Annotated in this window: 15 protein-coding genes, 1 pseudogene and 2 riboswitches; of the genes and pseudogenes, 15 read left to right on the top strand and 1 reads right to left on the bottom strand. The window is 30.2% G+C overall.

Going from position 1 to position 17,820, the window contains the following annotated elements; all coding sequences use genetic code 11:
• Nucleotides 1-24: 24 nt before the first annotated feature.
• From KQI42_RS03770 to mgtA, 4 genes are all read left to right on the top strand, one after another.
• Complete coding sequence (locus KQI42_RS03770; RefSeq protein ID WP_216516877.1) at nt 25-732, top strand: polysaccharide deacetylase family protein; 708 nt, start codon at nt 25-27, stop codon at nt 730-732.
• On the top strand, nt 725-1,267 hold the full coding sequence (locus KQI42_RS03765; protein WP_216516876.1) for a YkoP family protein: 543 nt from the start codon (nt 725-727) through the stop codon (nt 1,265-1,267). The genes KQI42_RS03770 and KQI42_RS03765 overlap by 8 nt, the downstream gene beginning before the upstream one ends.
• Nucleotides 1,264-2,286, top strand: coding sequence for a lysylphosphatidylglycerol synthase transmembrane domain-containing protein (locus tag KQI42_RS03760; RefSeq protein ID WP_216516874.1), 1,023 nt, complete (start codon nt 1,264-1,266; stop codon nt 2,284-2,286). Before KQI42_RS03765 ends, KQI42_RS03760 begins: the two co-directional genes overlap by 4 nt.
• A 218-nt stretch (nt 2,287-2,504) precedes the next feature.
• Nucleotides 2,505-2,666, top strand: a riboswitch (M-box (ykoK) riboswitch).
• A gap of 371 nt (nt 2,667-3,037) precedes the next feature.
• Nucleotides 3,038-5,680, top strand: coding sequence for a magnesium-translocating P-type ATPase (gene mgtA, locus KQI42_RS03755; protein ID WP_216516872.1), 2,643 nt, complete (start codon nt 3,038-3,040; stop codon nt 5,678-5,680).
• Between the two features lie 42 nt (nt 5,681-5,722).
• Here the strand turns inward: mgtA and KQI42_RS03750 are convergent, their stop codons facing one another.
• A complete protein-coding gene (locus tag KQI42_RS03750; RefSeq protein ID WP_216516870.1) occupies nt 5,723-7,267 on the bottom strand; it encodes a putative polysaccharide biosynthesis protein in 1,545 nt (514 codons plus the stop codon).
• 381 nt (nt 7,268-7,648) lie between these two features.
• A riboswitch (SAM riboswitch) is annotated at nt 7,649-7,761 on the top strand.
• 204 nt (nt 7,762-7,965) lie between these two features.
• On the opposite strand from KQI42_RS03750, the gene KQI42_RS03745 reads away from it, so the two are divergent.
• From KQI42_RS03745 to KQI42_RS03695, 11 genes and pseudogenes are all read left to right on the top strand, one after another.
• The gene (locus tag KQI42_RS03745) at nt 7,966-8,838 is read left to right on the top strand and encodes a homoserine O-succinyltransferase (protein ID WP_216516868.1); all 873 of its coding nucleotides are present in this window, start codon (nt 7,966-7,968) and stop codon (nt 8,836-8,838) included.
• Between the two features lie 22 nt (nt 8,839-8,860).
• The gene (locus KQI42_RS03740) at nt 8,861-10,090 is read left to right on the top strand and encodes a homoserine dehydrogenase (RefSeq protein ID WP_216516866.1); all 1,230 of its coding nucleotides are present in this window, start codon (nt 8,861-8,863) and stop codon (nt 10,088-10,090) included.
• Nucleotides 10,091-10,107: 17 nt separating this feature from the next.
• The gene (locus KQI42_RS03735) at nt 10,108-11,319 is read left to right on the top strand and encodes an aspartate kinase (RefSeq protein WP_216516864.1); all 1,212 of its coding nucleotides are present in this window, start codon (nt 10,108-10,110) and stop codon (nt 11,317-11,319) included.
• A 62-nt stretch (nt 11,320-11,381) separates the two neighbouring features.
• Nucleotides 11,382-11,564, top strand: a pseudogene (locus tag KQI42_RS03730) (Asd/ArgC dimerization domain-containing protein); the annotation flags it as partial.
• Between the two features lie 97 nt (nt 11,565-11,661).
• Nucleotides 11,662-12,567 (top strand): acetamidase/formamidase family protein, encoded by a 906-nt coding sequence (locus tag KQI42_RS03725; protein ID WP_216516862.1) that lies wholly within the window; start codon nt 11,662-11,664, stop codon nt 12,565-12,567.
• Nucleotides 12,568-12,660: 93 nt separating this feature from the next.
• On the top strand, nt 12,661-12,978 hold the full coding sequence (locus tag KQI42_RS03720; protein ID WP_216516860.1) for a nucleoside triphosphate pyrophosphohydrolase: 318 nt from the start codon (nt 12,661-12,663) through the stop codon (nt 12,976-12,978).
• Nucleotides 12,979-13,114: 136 nt separating this feature from the next.
• A complete protein-coding gene (locus KQI42_RS03715) occupies nt 13,115-13,708 on the top strand; it encodes a histidine phosphatase family protein (protein ID WP_216516858.1) in 594 nt (197 codons plus the stop codon).
• Between the two features lie 301 nt (nt 13,709-14,009).
• A complete protein-coding gene (locus tag KQI42_RS03710; RefSeq protein ID WP_216516856.1) occupies nt 14,010-14,948 on the top strand; it encodes a metal ABC transporter solute-binding protein, Zn/Mn family in 939 nt (312 codons plus the stop codon).
• A gap of 11 nt (nt 14,949-14,959) precedes the next feature.
• Nucleotides 14,960-15,676 (top strand): metal ABC transporter ATP-binding protein, encoded by a 717-nt coding sequence (locus tag KQI42_RS03705; protein WP_216516854.1) that lies wholly within the window; start codon nt 14,960-14,962, stop codon nt 15,674-15,676.
• A 34-nt stretch (nt 15,677-15,710) separates the two neighbouring features.
• A complete protein-coding gene (locus KQI42_RS03700; protein WP_216516852.1) occupies nt 15,711-16,631 on the top strand; it encodes a metal ABC transporter permease in 921 nt (306 codons plus the stop codon).
• Between the two features lie 16 nt (nt 16,632-16,647).
• A complete protein-coding gene (locus KQI42_RS03695) occupies nt 16,648-17,787 on the top strand; it encodes a metal ABC transporter permease (RefSeq protein WP_216516850.1) in 1,140 nt (379 codons plus the stop codon).
• Nucleotides 17,788-17,820 lie beyond the last annotated feature (33 nt).

The following is a 17,820-nucleotide window of genomic DNA, read 5'->3' as shown; positions in this document are numbered from 1 at the left end:
GAGAACAAAAAAGGGATGATATGAATGAGATTTTTTATTGTAGTGGGACTTTTAGGTCTAGGATTTTTACTTTATGCTGTAATACCCAACTTATATTATAGAAACAAATCCCCTCACATAGTTAAAAGATTTGATAGTTCTAACAGTATTTTCTTAACCTTTGATGACGGACCCGATATTAGATACACATTAGAGTTATTAGATCTTTTAAAAGATTATAATATAAAGGCAACTTTTTTTATGGTAGCCGAAAAGATGGAAGATAATTATAACATAGTTAATAGAATGATAAGTGAAGGACATGGCTTAGGGATACACTCCTATAGCCATAAAAGTGCTTGGTTATCTTTTCCCTGGCAAACCAAAAAAGACTTTGAAGAATCATTAAAAGTCTTTAAAAAATTTAATTATTCTGTAGAATATTTTAGACCGCCATGGGGTACTTTTAACTTATTTACCCATTACTATTGTAAAAAATATGGATTGAAAACTATATTATGGACCTTAAATGCTAAAGATTGGAGCAAAAAAACTACTCCAGATTATATTGTTAATAAAATTTTAGATAATATAAAGTTTGGGGACATAATAGTACTACATGATAGTAATGGAGCTGAAAATGCACCAAGAAATACTATTAAGGCTCTAGAAACTATTATTCCCAGCTTAATAGAAAGAGGTTTTAATTTTAAAACTATAAACAATGGTATAAGGAGTGGAGTCAATGAATAGATTATTTCAAAAAAATTTTGAAATAATTGATAGGAAAATAGTAGAACATAGAAATTGGTTTCATATTCCAAAGACTAAAGCAGAAGTATTATATATAGCACCCCATATTTATAAGGGGAGGGATAAGTATTTACCTGATGGTACTGTTATTAAAAGAGGAGATTTGTTAGCAGGGATTCATATTGATAATCAAAAAATAAAAAATATGAATATAAATATTAAAGCTATCTTGAGACTTCTTGATGACGAATTAAATTGTTTATCCTATGCTATTGTTGCAGATACTAGGTTTAAAGATATTAAAGCTTTTCACGGAAAAACTTTATTTTACCCTTTTTTAAAAAGAGAAGGTTTTATGATTGTGGACTTAGATTTCTCTTTGAATCTTTTATTTGTTAAATCATGGGAAAAAATGTTAAGAAAAACTTATAGTAAGAATAAAATCAGAAAAAGAGTTAATAGAGAGATAAAAGAATTTTGGATAACCAATGACCAACTAATGGACAGAAGGAATAGGATAGGTAATGAATTATGAAAAAAGCTATAAATTATATCGTATTAATAACTCTTATAGGAGTAACAACATGGGTTCTAATCAATAATAATGATTTAGCTAAACTACCTGAATTAATTGAAGATACAAACAAAAATTATTTAACATTAGCTTTTTTGGGAATGGTATTATTTTGGATTTGCGATGCCTATATAATCAATAAGATGAAGAAGATATTAAATATAGAAGACAACTTTTTTCAATCTTTAAAGTCAACTATGATAGGACAATATTACAGTTCTATTACACCTTTTGCTGCGGGCGGGGAACCTGCTCAAATTTATTCTTTAGTGTATAAAGGCGTATCTGGGGGAACAGCAACATCTTTATTTATAAATAAATTTTTAATTTATCAATTAATAGTTACATTTTATTGCATTTTTATGTTTATATTTAAATTTGAATTTTTGTATAATGAGACTAAATTAGCATTATCCTTTGTAATTACTGGATGTATATTAAACTTTCTTGGACTATTAATCATAATCGGACTTTTTCTAAATGAAAAACTTATTAAAGGTATCTTTAATAAGCTATTTAAGATTGGTTATAAGATAAAACTAGTAAAAGATATAGAGAAAGCTGAGAAAAGTTTAGATAATAGCTTAAAAGATTATATGGAGAGTATTAATATTATAAAGAATAACAAAAAAGCTGCTGTAGAGTTGGCGTTGGCTACTGTGTTACAACTAACCTTTTACTTTTCTATTACCTATTTTGTATATTTGGCAGTAGGTCTTAGAAAGGTTTCTTACTTTAATATTGTCGCCCTTCAATCTCTACACTATATGGCAGTTTCTTTTATGCCTACTCCAGGAACAGTAGGTGCTTCAGAGGGAGGATTTTACATGCTATTTAATACTATCTTTCCTAAGTATACTTTAGCTTATGCCATTATTTTATGGCGTATTATAGACTATTATTTTAGGCTAATATTGAGTGGAATGGTTACGCTTGTAGATTATATTTATAGAAAGATAAAAAAAGCTTCTATTCAATAAAACTATTTAAACTTACTCTATTTCAATACAGGTAAGTTTAAGAATATATGTTTATCCAAAGAAGATACTATTAAGTAGGGTTATTATTGTAAATATTAGAACTATAGAGGAGATATTCATGGTAGAAATTAAATTGCTATCAATGAACCATAGAAAAAATATTTTTATAAATAAGCTTGACAATTATAGTAATTAAGAATAACATAGTAGTGTAAATTAAATAGCCTCGGTAGGTGAGGTTACTACAAGGATACGGGTTGCTGCCGTGAAAGAGTGGAAACATTCTCAACTGGTTAGCAGATTTTGCCGAACAAAGAAGGCTTAATCTAATGCAACTTCATTGCCTTGCAGAGCCAAAACTTGAACGAGTGATGTATGGGTTGTTATGCCTTCGTCTAGTTCAAGTTGACGGAGGTTTTTTATTTTGAAAAAAGATTATTAAAATGGAGGTGAGAAGAATGGAATCTGGTAGTAGTATGGACGGTGGAGGTAGTATATGTTATAAAAAAATATTTTATTTATCAAATTCCATTCTTAATCTTTGGGATTTAATAAATAAAATATTCCACTCCATTATGCATATACATTTCTTTATTTAATCTTAAAAATACTTTCCACTGTTTCTTTACTCATGTAAATTCACAATATTTATTTTGAATTTTTCCAGATTTTAATTAAGTATTAGTAAAAAGGTTAAAATAACACTTAACCTTTAGTTTCTTATTGCAATTTTTAGAAAGGGTGAATTACGATGAAAAAAAGAAACATAAATATAAGAGATACAAATGCTATAACTAAGAATTTAAATAATCTTAGTAAGAAAGATATAAGTGAAGTATATAAAATAATGAATACCGACGTTGAAGGTATAGCTAAGGAAGAAGTAAATAACAGAATAGATACCTATGGATTAAATCAGATAGCAAATGAAAAACCAATTCCTTGGTATGTTCAACTTATTAAAGCTTTTATTAATCCTTTTATAATAGTTTTATTAGCCTTAGCTATGATATCTCTTATAACAGATGTTATTATTGCACCTCCTGGAGAAAAAAGCTGGGAAGCAGTGATAGTTATTACTTTAATGGTGACAGTTAGTGGCATGATACGATTTATCCAAGAATTTAAGTCAGGAAGAGCAGCAGAAGGCTTAAAGGCACTAGTAAAAACTACTAGTGCGGTAGCACGTAGAGAAGAAGGAGTTAAGGAAATAGATATATTACAAATTGTTCCAGGGGATATAGTTCATTTAGCAGCAGGAGATATGATACCTGCAGATATAAGAATTATTACATGTAAAGATCTTTTCATTAGTCAATCAGCTTTAACTGGTGAATCAGAACTTGTTGAGAAGTATCCTAATTTAAGGGAAGATTCAAATAAAGATTCTAATGTGGCAGATCTAGATAATATTTGCTTATTAGGCACAGATGTAATTAGCGGCAGTGCCGTAGGTGTAGTTGTTGCTACAGGAGATAACACTTATTTTGGTTCAATGGCCGCCTCCCTTATAGGACAAAGAACTAAGACTAGTTTTGAAAAAGGCGTAGATAGTGTGAGCTGGTTATTAATAAAGTTCATGCTAATAATGGTTCCTTTAGTATTTTTCATAAATGGTATTACCAAAGGAGACTGGCTAGAAGCTTTACTATTTGGAATATCTATAGCTGTAGGGTTAACACCAGAAATGCTGCCAATGATAGTAACAGCTAATCTAGCCAAAGGCGCTGTGTCCATGTCAAAACACAAAACTGTTGTGAAAAGATTGGATTCAATTCAAAACTTTGGAGCAATGGATATACTTTGTACCGATAAGACTGGCACATTAACTTTAGATAAAATAGTAGTAGAAAAGCACTTAGATATTCATGGGAATGAAGACGATAGAGTCTTAAGACATGCATATCTAAATAGTTATTATCAAACTGGACTTAGAAACTTAATGGATAGAGCCATATTAGAATTTGGAGATAAAAAGAACTTCCATGATTTAAAAGATATATATACTAAAGTTGATGAAATCCCTTTTGATTTTACAAGACGTAGAATGTCCGTAGTGTTACAAGATGGAGAGGGTAAAAGACAGTTAATAACTAAAGGTGCCATTGAAGAAATGTTATCTATTTGTACTTGGGCAGAGTATAAGGGAGAAGTAGTACTATTGACAGAAGAGATAAAAGATATAGTAGTGGATATGGTAGAAAAGCTAAATAAAGAAGGAATGAGAGTAATTGCCGTTGCACAAAAGAATAATATTCCCGATGAGAATACCTTTAGTGTAAAAGATGAAAAGAATATGGTTCTTATGGGCTACATTGGATTTCTTGATCCACCAAAAGAAACAGCAGCTTCTGCAATTAAAGCTTTGCATGAACATGGAGTAAAGGTTAAGATTTTAACTGGAGATAATGAAACTGTTACTAAAAAAATATGTAAGGAAGTTGGATTACCTGTTGACAAGGTTTTGCTTGGAAATGACGTTGAAACCATGACAGAAGAGGAACTAACTTTAGCTGCTGAAGAAACTACTGTTTTTGCAAAATTATCTCCTATTCAAAAGTCTCAAATTATAAGAGTTCTTCAAAATAATGATCATACTGTAGGATATATGGGTGATGGAATTAATGATGCACCAGCTCTTAGAGAAGCAGATGTTGGAATTTCTGTAGATACAGGTGTAGATATTGCTAAAGAATCTGCGGATATTATACTTTTAGAAAAAAACTTAATGGTTCTTGAAGAGGGTGTAATAGAAGGACGTAAAATATTTGGAAACATTGTAAAGTATGTAAAGATGACAGCCAGCTCAAACTTTGGTAATGTATTTAGTGTTTTAGTAGCCAGTATATTTTTACCCTTTTTACCAATGCTTCCAATCCATTTATTAGTTCAAAATCTGCTATATGATATTTCTCAAATTTCTATACCTTGGGATTCAATGGATGAAGAATATATTGAAATGCCTAAGAAATGGAACGCAGATGACTTAGGAAAGTTTATGATATATATTGGACCTATTAGTTCCATATTTGATGTTGTAACTTATTTAGTTATGTGGTATGTATTTAAGGCTAACACACTGGAAATGCAAGCTCTTTTTCAAACTGGATGGTTTGTAGAGGGACTATTATCTCAAACTTTAATAGTTCATATGATTAGAACTAAAAAAATACCATTTATTCAAAGTAGGGCAGCAACACCTTTAATGATTCTTACAAGTGTAATAATGGTAATAGGCATAGCTATACCTTTTACACCTTTTGGAAATACCATTGGATTACAAGCCCTACCATTATCTTATTTTCCATGGCTAATAGGCATACTTCTATCTTATTGTATATTGACACAAATCATTAAAAAAATCTATATTAAAAAGTTTGATAGATGGCTATAAAATTACGTTTAAGAGTCAAGAAAAAATCTTGACTCTTTTTATCTATTTAATTAATTTTTTAAGAAGATTTTTTGGAATCGCTTTTGTAATTTTAAGAGCAATAATATAGGATATTCCACCTATTATTAGACTCGAAGTAAAAATCAGTGCATTGCTATTCTGAATATTACTTAAGTAATATGTAGATATATATATGGACAAAATCATGAAAGCAGAAGCGGCTAAGGGTTTTCCAATAAGATCTACATAATCCATTTTAAACTTAACCATCTTTTTCAAAACAATAAAATCTAGTCCTATAGTAATAAATGTAGAGAGAAAAAAGCCGATAAAGTAACCGTTTATTCCAAACTTAGGATTACCTACAAGAAAATATATAAACAATATTTGCAGAATCATACCTATTAATCTATTAACTGTTACATTAAACTGCTTATTTAAGCCATGAAGAATACCGGAGAATGTATGTTGTAAGGCTAAAAATACTGTACTATACCCCATAATATTTATAAACTTACCAACCTTTGGATCATGGTATAAAATAAGTCCTAAGTCTTCAGATAAACAAGCATACAATACAGTCAATGGAATAGAGATAAGTAATGTTACTTTTATTGCAAGTATTATATCACTCTTCATATTTCTATAATTTTTTAAAGTAACTTGCTCAGATAAGCTAGGAATAAGGTTAATGACCAAAGCTGATGTAACAATAAAAGGCAGATGTACTAAGGGCATAGTCATACCCGTAATTCTTCCAAAGGTTGCAACGGCTTCACTATTTGTATAACCTAGAATCATAAGTCTATTAGGAATTAATATAGTATCCATGAATCTTAGAAGAATACCAAAAAAGTTAGATATTGTTAAAGGTATAGCTATGAGCAAAATTTGGGTTAAACATGTGATTCCATTTATCTTTTTAATGGGAAGATTTTCTGAACCTCTATGCCTACGATTTCTTCGTTTTTTTGCAGAAGATATCCAAATAAAATCAAATAATTCACCAATGCTAATACCACAAATAGCAATCATAGCCCCATATACTGGTTCAACAGGATATACATAATATAGAAAACCTAAAACAATTATGAACTTCATTATATGTTCAATGATTTGACCAATGCTAGGCATTATCATGTTTTTCATTCCATAATAATATCCTCTCATAATGGCATTGAGAGAAATAATTATAATAACTGGAGATAAAAGGTATACACAAAATAACATATCTTCATTTTTAAAAATCTTTAGAGTAATAAATTTACCAGATAAAATGAGAATCAAGCTGAGAATAATTGAAAGAAATAAATTAAATAACATAGTAACTTTAAGAGCCTTGTTAACGGCATAATCATTGTTTCGTGAATTTTGTTCTGCTATAAATTTTATCAATGCTGTAGGAATTCCAGAAGTTGTAATAATTATGAAAATCATAAGTATGGACATAGCCATTTGAAAGAGTCCCATTGCTTCTGCTCCCAGGAATTTTGATAATATGATATCATAGATAAATCCTATAATTCCTATAATAAAATTCATAATAACCATAATGATTGATCCATAAATAAATCTATCTTTTTTCAAGACAACACCTCACCAATTACAAAAGATATATTAATTTATATGCAATATATAAGATAAAATTACTCACGTTACAATAACCTAATCTAGAAACTCAGATTAAGTTACTGATTAAAACCAGATGAATTAATAAGAGATATATGGTATAAAGATACTTAAAAAATAAGTTTACAAAATAAATATAATGTGCTATAGTTATAATAATATTTTAATAGAATAGCTTATCAAGAGTTAGGGTAGAGAGTTAGCTCGTTGACCCTACACCAGCCTGCTTGTTTAGTAAGGTGGTTCTGCTAACGTCGATAAGGAAGGATTTTTAGGAAATATATACCTTCTTGGCGGTAGCTGAGGAGGTTTTTTTAATTTTAACTAAAATTTAATATTTTCTTATCAAGAGAGGTGGAGGGACTGGCCCAATGAAGCCCGGCAACAGTTTCTAAGTGAAATATCTTAGAAAAAATGTGCTAATTCCTGCAGCGAAAGCTGAAAGATAAGAAGAGGAAGTTTAAATCATATTTGATATTTATCCCCTTCTTATTTTGAGAAGGGGATTTTTAATATTAAAAGGAGGAATAGAAAAATGAAAAAAGTAATCATTTGTATTCATGGAGGGAAACCAGATATAGTAAGGGGTTCCGTTGGTATAAGGGGTATTGAGGATATGATAGACGATTTAGAAACAGAATTGAATAGGTGATTTTATGGGGTTAATACTTAATCCAAATATCTCGGCAATAGATTTGCTACTTAAAGAAAATATAAATTTAAATTGGAAAGAAAATATTGTTAACTTACCAACAGTTTTAATACTCAATTTAATGCCAATTAAAAAGAATGCTGAGGTTCAATTATTAAGGTTATTAGGAAATAGCTTTATGGATATAAAGGTAGACTTTTTATATACCAGTACCTATAAGCCAAAGAATACAGAAGAAGGCTATTTAAGAAAAAGTTACAAAACGTTAGAGGAAGTACAAAACACAAATTATGATGGAATGATAATAACAGGAGCTCCCTTGGAATTTTTAGATTTTGATGAGATTAAATATTGGACGGAGCTAAAGGAAATAATGGACTATTCTTGTAAAAAGATAAAATCTACTATTTATCTATGCTGGGGAGCAGCTGCTGGATTATATTATCACTATAATATATCTAAACATATAACACAGAAAAAGGTATTTGGTGTATTTTCTCATAGGATAACAGATATAAACTATCCGTTATTTAAAGGTTATGATGAAAAATTTATGGCACCTCATTCTAGATATTTAGAAATTAAAGAAGAAGATATAAATAGAATTAAAGAATTAGAAATATTATCTAAGTCAAAAGAAGCTGGAATATATATGGTTGCAAAGAAAAATGGTCAACAGATATTCATAATGGGTCATCCAGAGTATGACGAAATTACTTTAAAGGAGGAATATGAAAGAGATTTAAATAAAGGGTTATCTCCCTCCATACCGAAAAATTATTTTCCTCAGGATAACCCTAAAGAAGAACCAAGAAATACATGGAAACACCATACCCAGCTGTTAATTGATAATTGGATAAAAGAATATCTTTTATAAATAAAAATTAGGAGTGAAAATTATGGTGAATATAGGATTATTAGGGTTGGGAACTGTGGGAACAGGTATTGTTCAAATAATAGAAGACAGAAAAAATTATCTACAGAAACTAATAGGAACAGAAATAAACATATCTAAGATTCTAATAAGAGATATGAATAAGAAAAGAAGAATAGGAATCCATGAAGATAAGTTAACTACAGATTTCTCAGAAATAGTAGGGGATCAAGATATAGATATAATTATTGAAGTAATGGGAGGACTAGAAGAAGCTTATGTTTATATCAGGGAAGCCCTAAATAGAGGGAAACACGTTGTAACAGCTAATAAAGCTGTAGTTGCAAAACATTTAGAAGAACTTACCTTTTTAGCTAGAGAAAAAAATAAAGCTTTTCTCTATGAAGCCAGTGTAGGAGGTGGAATACCCATAATAAAACAATTAAAGGAGCAAGCAAACTTAAACAATATACAAGAGATAAAAGGAATATTAAATGGGACATCAAATTTTCTGTTAACTAAGATGATAGAGGAGGATTTAGATTTTAAAGAAGCCTTAAAGATGAGTCAAAAATTGGGATACGCAGAAGCAGACCCTACCGATGATATAGAAGGTTATGATACTAGAAGAAAGCTTAGAATCCTAACTACTATAGGATTTAAGGATAGAGTGAAGGAAGAAAGTATTTTATGTCAAGGTATTAGTTCTATAAAAACTATAGATATACAAAATATTAAAAGCATGGATTGTACAATAAAATTATTAGGGACAGCGACTTTAAAAGATAATAAATATTATGCTTTAGTAGAGCCTGTAATCATAAAAAAGAATTCATATTTTGGAAAAGTTGACTATGCTACCAACTTAGTTTCTTTTGTAGGAAATAAAGTAGGAGAGTTAAGGTTTTATGGTGAAGGGGCTGGTAGTTTTCCAACAGCTAATGCAATTTTAAGTGATGTAATAGATATAATTCTTAAAAATTATCACAAAAATTATTCCTTAGAAAGCAATGACTTAGATAATATTAATAAATTATTTCAAGGAAGATATTATATAAGAACTACCTTAGAGAATGATACAAAAGATAAAATGATCAGATATATTAATGAAAAGGAAATCACGGATAAATTAATTACGAAAGAAAAAGATGTTGCTTTTATTACTAAGAAAATATTAAAGAAAGAAATAGAGAATATCATTAGCAAATTTAACATAAGAACAGAAAATTACTTTATCGGAAGGTTAGAAGTTTAATTAGAGGAGGCGAGAGGTTGACTCTTTTAGAATCTAATATAATTGTACAAAAATATGGGGGTAGTTCTGTATCCACTCCTAAGAAAATTAGTCAAATAGCTAATAAAATTGTTAAGAGAAAAAAAGAAACTCAATATATAGTGGTCGTAGTATCTGCTATGGGAAAAACTACAAATCATCTTATTCAATTAGCTAAAGAAATATGTACCACCCCTTGTGATAGAGAACTAGATGTTTTGCTATCTACAGGAGAGCAGCAGTCTATAGCTTTACTATGTATGGCTTTAAACCAACTAGGCTGTGAAGCCATTTCATTAACAGGAATCCAAGCTGGAATAAAAACAAAAGGAAATTATACTAGGTCTAGTATATTAGATATTAGAGATGATATCATAAAAAATCATTTATTAGATGGAAAAGTAGTAGTTATTGCAGGATTTCAAGGTGTTAACCAAGAAGGTGATATTACAACTTTAGGAAGAGGAGGATCAGATACTACAGCTGTAGCTCTAGCAGCTAAGCTTAATTGTCCCTGTGAGATATATACAGATGTAGATGGTATATATCCGATTGATCCTAGAATATATTCAGATGCTAAAAAGTTATCTAAAATAAGCTATGATATAGCTCTAGAAATGGCTAGATTAGGAGCTAAAGTAATAGATAAAAGAGCGTTATCTCTAGGTAAAAAGTTTCAAGTGCCCATATATGTAGGGCATAGCTTTAATGAGGAGTTAGGAACAAATATAGGAGGGGATATGATGGAAGAATTAAAGGTTACATCTTTAGTAATAGATGATAGTCAAATAGAAGTTAAGATAAACAATATTCCTAATAGGATAGATACTTTATCAAAGGTTTTTGAAATAGTAGGCAGATATAACTTAGATATTTCGATGGCAGAAAATAATTCATTTGATGCTACTGCCAATATTTCTTTTACATGCCCTAGAGAACATACTTATCTTTTTCCATCTATAAAAAAAGAGATAGTATCTACTATAGATCAATGGATTAACATAGAAATCAATGATACCACAAGGGTTTCCGTAGTCGGAACTGGGAGAGTAAACCAAGCAGAAATAACAGCACAAATATTAAATGCAGTAAAAGAGAGTGGATTAAAATATAAAAAGATAAGTACATCAGAGTTGAGTCTATCCTATTTTTTTGAAGGAGAACAAAAAGGAGATTTAATTAATAAGTTAGCTAAAGTATTTGACCTGTAAAGGAGGAGTTATAATATGAAAAGTATTAACGTAGCTGTCTTAGGAGCTACAGGAATGGTTGGAATAATTTATATCCAACACCAATAAAAATTGAAGGAAAAGATGAAGTTTTTGTAGGAAGAATAAGAAGAGATTATAGCCTAGAAAATGGAATTAACCTATGGATAGTAGCAGATAATGTTAGAAAAGGTGCTGCAACTAATGCAGTTCAAATAGCAGAGTTGTTGATGAAGCAAGGTTATTAATAAAATTTTTAAGAAGGAGTTTCATAGATACTTGTCAAATATATTAAATATGATCTTATAATTGTAGATTAAAGTATTAAACGAGGAGGTGTTTTATATGAAAGTTATTCAAAGAAATGATGTTATATATAAGTTTAAGGCTGAAATGCCAGCTGTAGAAAGGGTAAATCCAGGAGAAATATTTAAAGTCATAACTAACGACTGCTTTTTCCAACAAGTATTTAGAGAAGATCAAGTATTGACTGAAATTGACTACTCTAGACTAAATCCTGCAACAGGACCTATTTTTGTAGAAGGGGCTGAGCCGGGAGATTTATTAAAAGTTAAAATTTTGAGTATTGAAGTAGCAACAAAGGGAGTAGCAGCAGTTGTACCGAAAGAAGGCGTTCTTGGGAATAAAGTTTCAAAGCCTATTATCCGAGTAATTTCTATAAACGATGGTTGTTGTGATTTTGATGGTATAAAAATACAAGCTAGACCTATGATTGGTGTTATAGGCGTTGCTCCTGCCAAAGAAGATGGAGAATGGGCAACAGATAGCCCATGGAAGCATGGTGGAAATATGGACACTACAGATATATGTCAAGGTTCAACACTATACTTTCCAGTAAGACAAGAGGGGGCTTTATTAGCTTTAGGAGATTGCCATGCTGTAATGGGAGATGGAGAAGTCTGCTTCACTGGATTAGAAGTTCCAGGTGAAGTAATTCTTCAAGTAGATGTCATAAAAGGAAAAGCAACTACATGGCCATTGCTAGAAACTCATAAAGCTACTATGATTATTGCTTCTGGAGATACTCTAGACCATGCTATTCATGAAGCTACAAACCAAGCAGTGGATCATTTAAAGCATAGTCTTAACTTAGAGTGGGAAAATGCTTATATGTTAGCAAGCCTTTCTGTAGATTTAAAAATAAGTCAAGTTGTAGACCCTAAAAAAACTGTACGTGCATCTATACCGAAATCTATACTGTCTACAGAAAAATTAATAAGATCAATTTAAATTTTTACTTAAAAGTAACAAACTATTATATAATATATAAAGGGGTACATTTCATAAGGGGTTTAAAAATATGTTAAGGGAAGAGGGATAAATATGAAGGGGATAGAATATAACAAATTAATTAGAGATAGGATTCCTAAAATTATAGAGGAAAGCGGGAAAAAGGCTGTAGTTAATAGAATTAAAGGGGAAGAATTATTAAAAGCATTAAACGATAAATTAAAAGAAGAATTAGAAGAATATATTCAAAGTGGTAGTATAGAAGAATTAGCAGATTTAGTGGAAGTAATTTATGCTATATTAAATTTTCAGGGGATATCAGTTAGTGAGTTTAATGAAATGAGAGAAAATAAAAATAAGTATAGAGGATCTTTTAGAGAAGGATTGTTATTAGTAGAAGTTACTGAATAATAAGTGATACATAAAACCTTAGGCGATTTTAGCCTAAGGTTTTGATATTTTAAATAAAAAAATATTAAATAAAGGAAAAATAAGATAAATATAGAATACAATTATATAAGGATAAGTATAAAAATGGGGGGAAAATATGATTGAGTTAATTATTGTAAGACATGGTCAATCTATTGCAGATATTGAGAATAGGTATGAGGGGAAAGCAGATTTTCCATTAACTGATTTAGGGAAAAAACAAGCTAAAAATGTATCTAAATTCCTCAAAGAAAAATATATATCTGATGAAATATATAGTAGTCCATTAAAAAGAGCTAGTGAAACTGCTGAAATAATAGGAAAAGAATTTAACCAAAATATTATATATGATGATAATTTGAGGGAATGGGATAATGGAGTAATTGCAGGGCTTTTAAGGAAAGAGGCAAATATTTTATATCCAGAGCCTAAAGGTGGAAGAAAATATTTTCAGAAAATAGAAGAAGGAGAATCCCTATTGGATTTAAGATATAGGGCAGAATATTTTTTAGCTAATCTATTGGAAACTTTACAACAAGAAGATAAAGACAAAAAAATATGTATAGTATCTCATGGAAAGATGATATCTATGCTTTACAGAAGTTTTTTAAATTTACCATTAGATTGTGATATATGGTTGGATACAGGGGATACAGGAGTACATATTTGGAGAATAGTAAATAATAAAAGAATAATAGTATATTGTGACTAGAAAACATATTGTACAATAGATATATTTTATTTGTATTATAGAGTATATGGAAAAATAATAGACTGGATTATACAAAGAGTGTTTTTCTATCGGTACTATACTTAAACATTTAGAAAGCAAGTAGGGACTTAATTATAAGAGTCTTTACTTGCTTTTTTACTATATCTGAAATTAAGAACATATTTATAGGGTATATGAATATTATAAAAAAGACTTTACAAAACAATAAAATATGGGTATAGTATAATTGAGAATGATAATCATTCTCAGTACGTTTATTATTTCAAAGGGGGAAAAAAGAATGAAACGCTATGTAGGATTTCTCACAGCATTAAGTTTATTTATGCTGATTTTAACAGGATGTAATAATGTAAATCAAAATACAGAAGAATACTCAAATAAATATAAAGTTGTTGCTACTACCACTATGATAGCAGATTTAGTAAATACTATAGGTGGGGAACATGTAGAAGTTCAAGGATTAATGGGTCCTGGTATTGATCCACATTTATATAAGGCTAGTGCAGGAGATGTAACTAAAATGCAAAATGCTAACATTATTTTTTACAATGGGATTCATCTAGAAGGTAAAATGGGAGATCTTTTGGAAGACTTAGAAAAGACTAATATAAAGACTGTAGCTGTAGCTAAAGATATAGATATTTCTGATTTAATTCAATCAGAAGATTTTGAAGGAAATTATGATCCTCATATTTGGTTTGATGTATCTTTATGGATGAAAGCCGTAGAAACCGTAAAAGAATCTTTAATAGAATTAGATAATGAACATAAAGATTATTATGAAGAAAACGCTAAAAACTACATAGAAAGATTGAAGAATCTTGATCAATATGTAGTAAATGAAATAGAAAAAATTCCAGAAGAATCAAGAATACTGGTAACAGCTCACGATGCGTTTAGTTATTTTGGAAGAGCATATAAATTTGAAGTAAAAGGATTACAGGGAATAAGTACAGCTTCAGAAGCAGGCACATCTAACGTTAAAGAATTAGCAGATTTTATTGTAGAAAAAAAGATTCCAGCTATATTTATAGAATCTTCTGTACCAAGAAAAAATATTGAAGCTTTACAGGAAGCAGTAAAGGCTAGGGGATTTAATGTAGAAATTGGAGGAGAACTTTTCTCTGATTCTTTAGGAGAACCGAATACAGAAGCTGGTACTTATGAGGGGACTATTAAGCATAATATAGATACTATAGTTAATTCTTTTATTGAATAGGGGGTATTAAAATGGAAGATTATATAATAAAAGTCGAAGATCTAACAGTAGCCTATGAAAAAAAACCTGTATTATGGGATATTGACTTAGAAATTCCATCAGGAACTTTAATGGCAATAGTTGGTCCCAATGGAGCAGGGAAATCAACCCTTATTAAAACTATGTTAAATCTAATAAAGCCTGTAGCAGGAAGAATATCTTTTTGGGGTAATCCTTATGAAAAGGAGTTAAAAAGAATAGCGTATGTACCTCAAAGGGGTTCTGTGGATTGGGACTTTCCTACAAATGTTTTTGATGTTGTAATGATGGGAAGGTATGGTAATCTAGGATGGTTTAAAAGACCAGAAAAGATAGATAAAGAACTTACTATGGAAGCTATAGAGAAGGTAGGGATGACAGAATTTGCTAAAAGGCAAATTAGCCAATTATCTGGTGGGCAGCAGCAAAGGGTGTTCTTAGCTAGAGCATTAGTTCAAGATGCAGAAATTTATTTTATGGATGAACCTTTTCAAGGAGTAGATGCAAAAACAGAAGAAGCCATTATAGGATTGTTGAAAGACCTACGTTCTAATGGAAAAACAGTAGTAGTAGTACATCATGATTTACAAACTGTACCTAAATATTTTGACTGGGTTACTCTTCTTAATATGCAAATACTTGGAGTAGGACCTGTAGAAGATGTGTTTACTGATGAAAATATTAGAAAAACTTATATTACTAGAAATTAAAGTTTAATGGTAACGTTGGGAAGGGGTGAAGACTTTGAACTTTTTATATGATATTTTATTAGACCATACTCTTATTACAGTAGGATTAGGTTCTGCTATTTTTGGAATCATTAGTGGAGTATTAGGAACTTATGCAGTATTGAGAAAGCAGAGTCTAATAGGGGATGCAGTTTCCCATGCTGCTCTCCCCGGTATATGTATAATATTTCTTATTACAGGCACTAAGGAAACTTCTCTTTTCCTTATTGGTGCTTTAATCTCAGGAATAATTGCTAGCTCGGTAATCATGTATATTACCAATGTTTCCAAAATAAAATACGATAGTTCATTGGGAATGGTTTTATCAGTTTTTTTTGGACTTGGATTAGTATTACTTACTTATATTCAAAAAATTCCTAATGCCAATCAAGCAGGGTTAGAAAGATTCTTATTCGGGCAGGCTTCTACCCTATTAAAATTTGATGTTAAAATAATGGCTATTGTAGGATTACTAGTTGTATTTATTACATCTTTATTATGGAAGGAATTTAAGCTATTGTGTTTCAATAGTGAATTTGGTGCCAGTTTAGGATTTCCTATTAAAAAGTTGGACTTTTTATTAACAGGATTATTGGTAGTGTCTATAGTAATGGGACTTCAAACTGTAGGGGTAATATTAATGAGCTCCATGATAATTGCTCCAGCAGTAGCTGCAAGACAATGGACGGATAAGTTATGGTTAATGATGATACTTTCTGCTTTATTCGGTTCCATTTCTGGAATTACTGGGACTTTAATAAGCTTTTTTGTTCCTAAGATGCCTACAGGACCTATTATTGTAGTGGTTATGAGCGCTATAACATTTATATCAATTCTATTTGCACCAAATAGAGGTACAATTTGGAAAATAATTAGGGATAGAAAAAATGAAGAAAATATAAACAATTATGTATTATTAGCAGAAGATAGAAAATAAAGGGAGGGGTGATTTAATGACAACAGCCCAAGTAGAAATATTGGTAATAGGAATTTTAACAGCCGCATCCTGTGCATTAGTGGGTAGTTTTCTTATATTAAGAAAGATGGCTATGATGAGCGATGCTATAGGTCATACAATATTATTAGGAATTGTGATTGCTTTCTTTATCACTCAAGACTTATCTTCTCCTCTATTGATTATTGGTGCTGCATTTACAGGGGTTATTACAGTGTTTTTAGTAGAAATGTTGCAGAAAACTAATTTAGTTAGTGAAGATTCTTCTATTGGCATTATTTTTCCTTTTTTATTTAGTATAGGAATAATAATGATCAGTATGTATGCAGGAAGCGTACATTTAGATGTAGATGCAGTCTTGCTGGGAGAGTTAGCGTTTGCTCCTTTTGATAGATTTATTGTAAACGGAGTGGATTTAGGGGCAAAATCCCTCTATGTTATGGGAGTGGTTTTCTTAATAGATTTAATTTACATCATATTATTTTACAAGGAATTAAAGATAGTTACTTTCGATGCTTCCTTAGCAGCAGTCATGGGTATTTCTCCTGTAATTATACATTATTCCTTAATGAGTTTAGTATCAATTACAGCTGTAGGTGCTTTTAATGCTGTAGGAACTATATTGGTTGTAGCTTTAATTGTAGTACCTCCTACTACGGCATATTTCCTAATGGAAGATTTGAGAAGTATGATTCTATGGAGCGTTATATTTGGAATCCTAAGCGGGATCTTAGGCATATTTATGGCCTTCTATCTTGATGTATCTATTGCAGGATCCATATCTGTGATGACAGGAGTTATATTTGCTATTGTATTCATATTTAGCCCAAAGAAAGGTCTACTAACTATTATACAAAGAAGAAGGAATCAAAAATATGAATTTGCAGAATTATCCTTATTAATTCATTTATTCAATCATGAAGATACAGATAGAGAGGAAATAGAATTAAATCCTCAAAATATAATAGAGCATTTCAAATGGAATAAAAAGTTTTTGAAGGCTGTTTTAGAACAATTAATTAAGGATGGATATGTGGAATTTGAAAAAGATCTATTGAAGATCAATAAAAAAGGTATGGAATATTTAAAAACAAATTCTATTTATAATATAAATGATAATAAAACATGTTGTAATTAAATAAAAGGCTTCATAGGTGGAGATGATACCTAT

This window comes from Tissierella simiarum, assembly GCF_018917865.1.
In the GTDB taxonomy this organism is placed as follows: Bacteria; Bacillota; Clostridia; order Tissierellales; family Tissierellaceae; genus Tissierella_C; species Tissierella_C simiarum.
The sequence above is the reverse complement of the archived record's forward strand: the minus strand, read 5'-3'. Positions and strand labels throughout refer to the sequence as shown.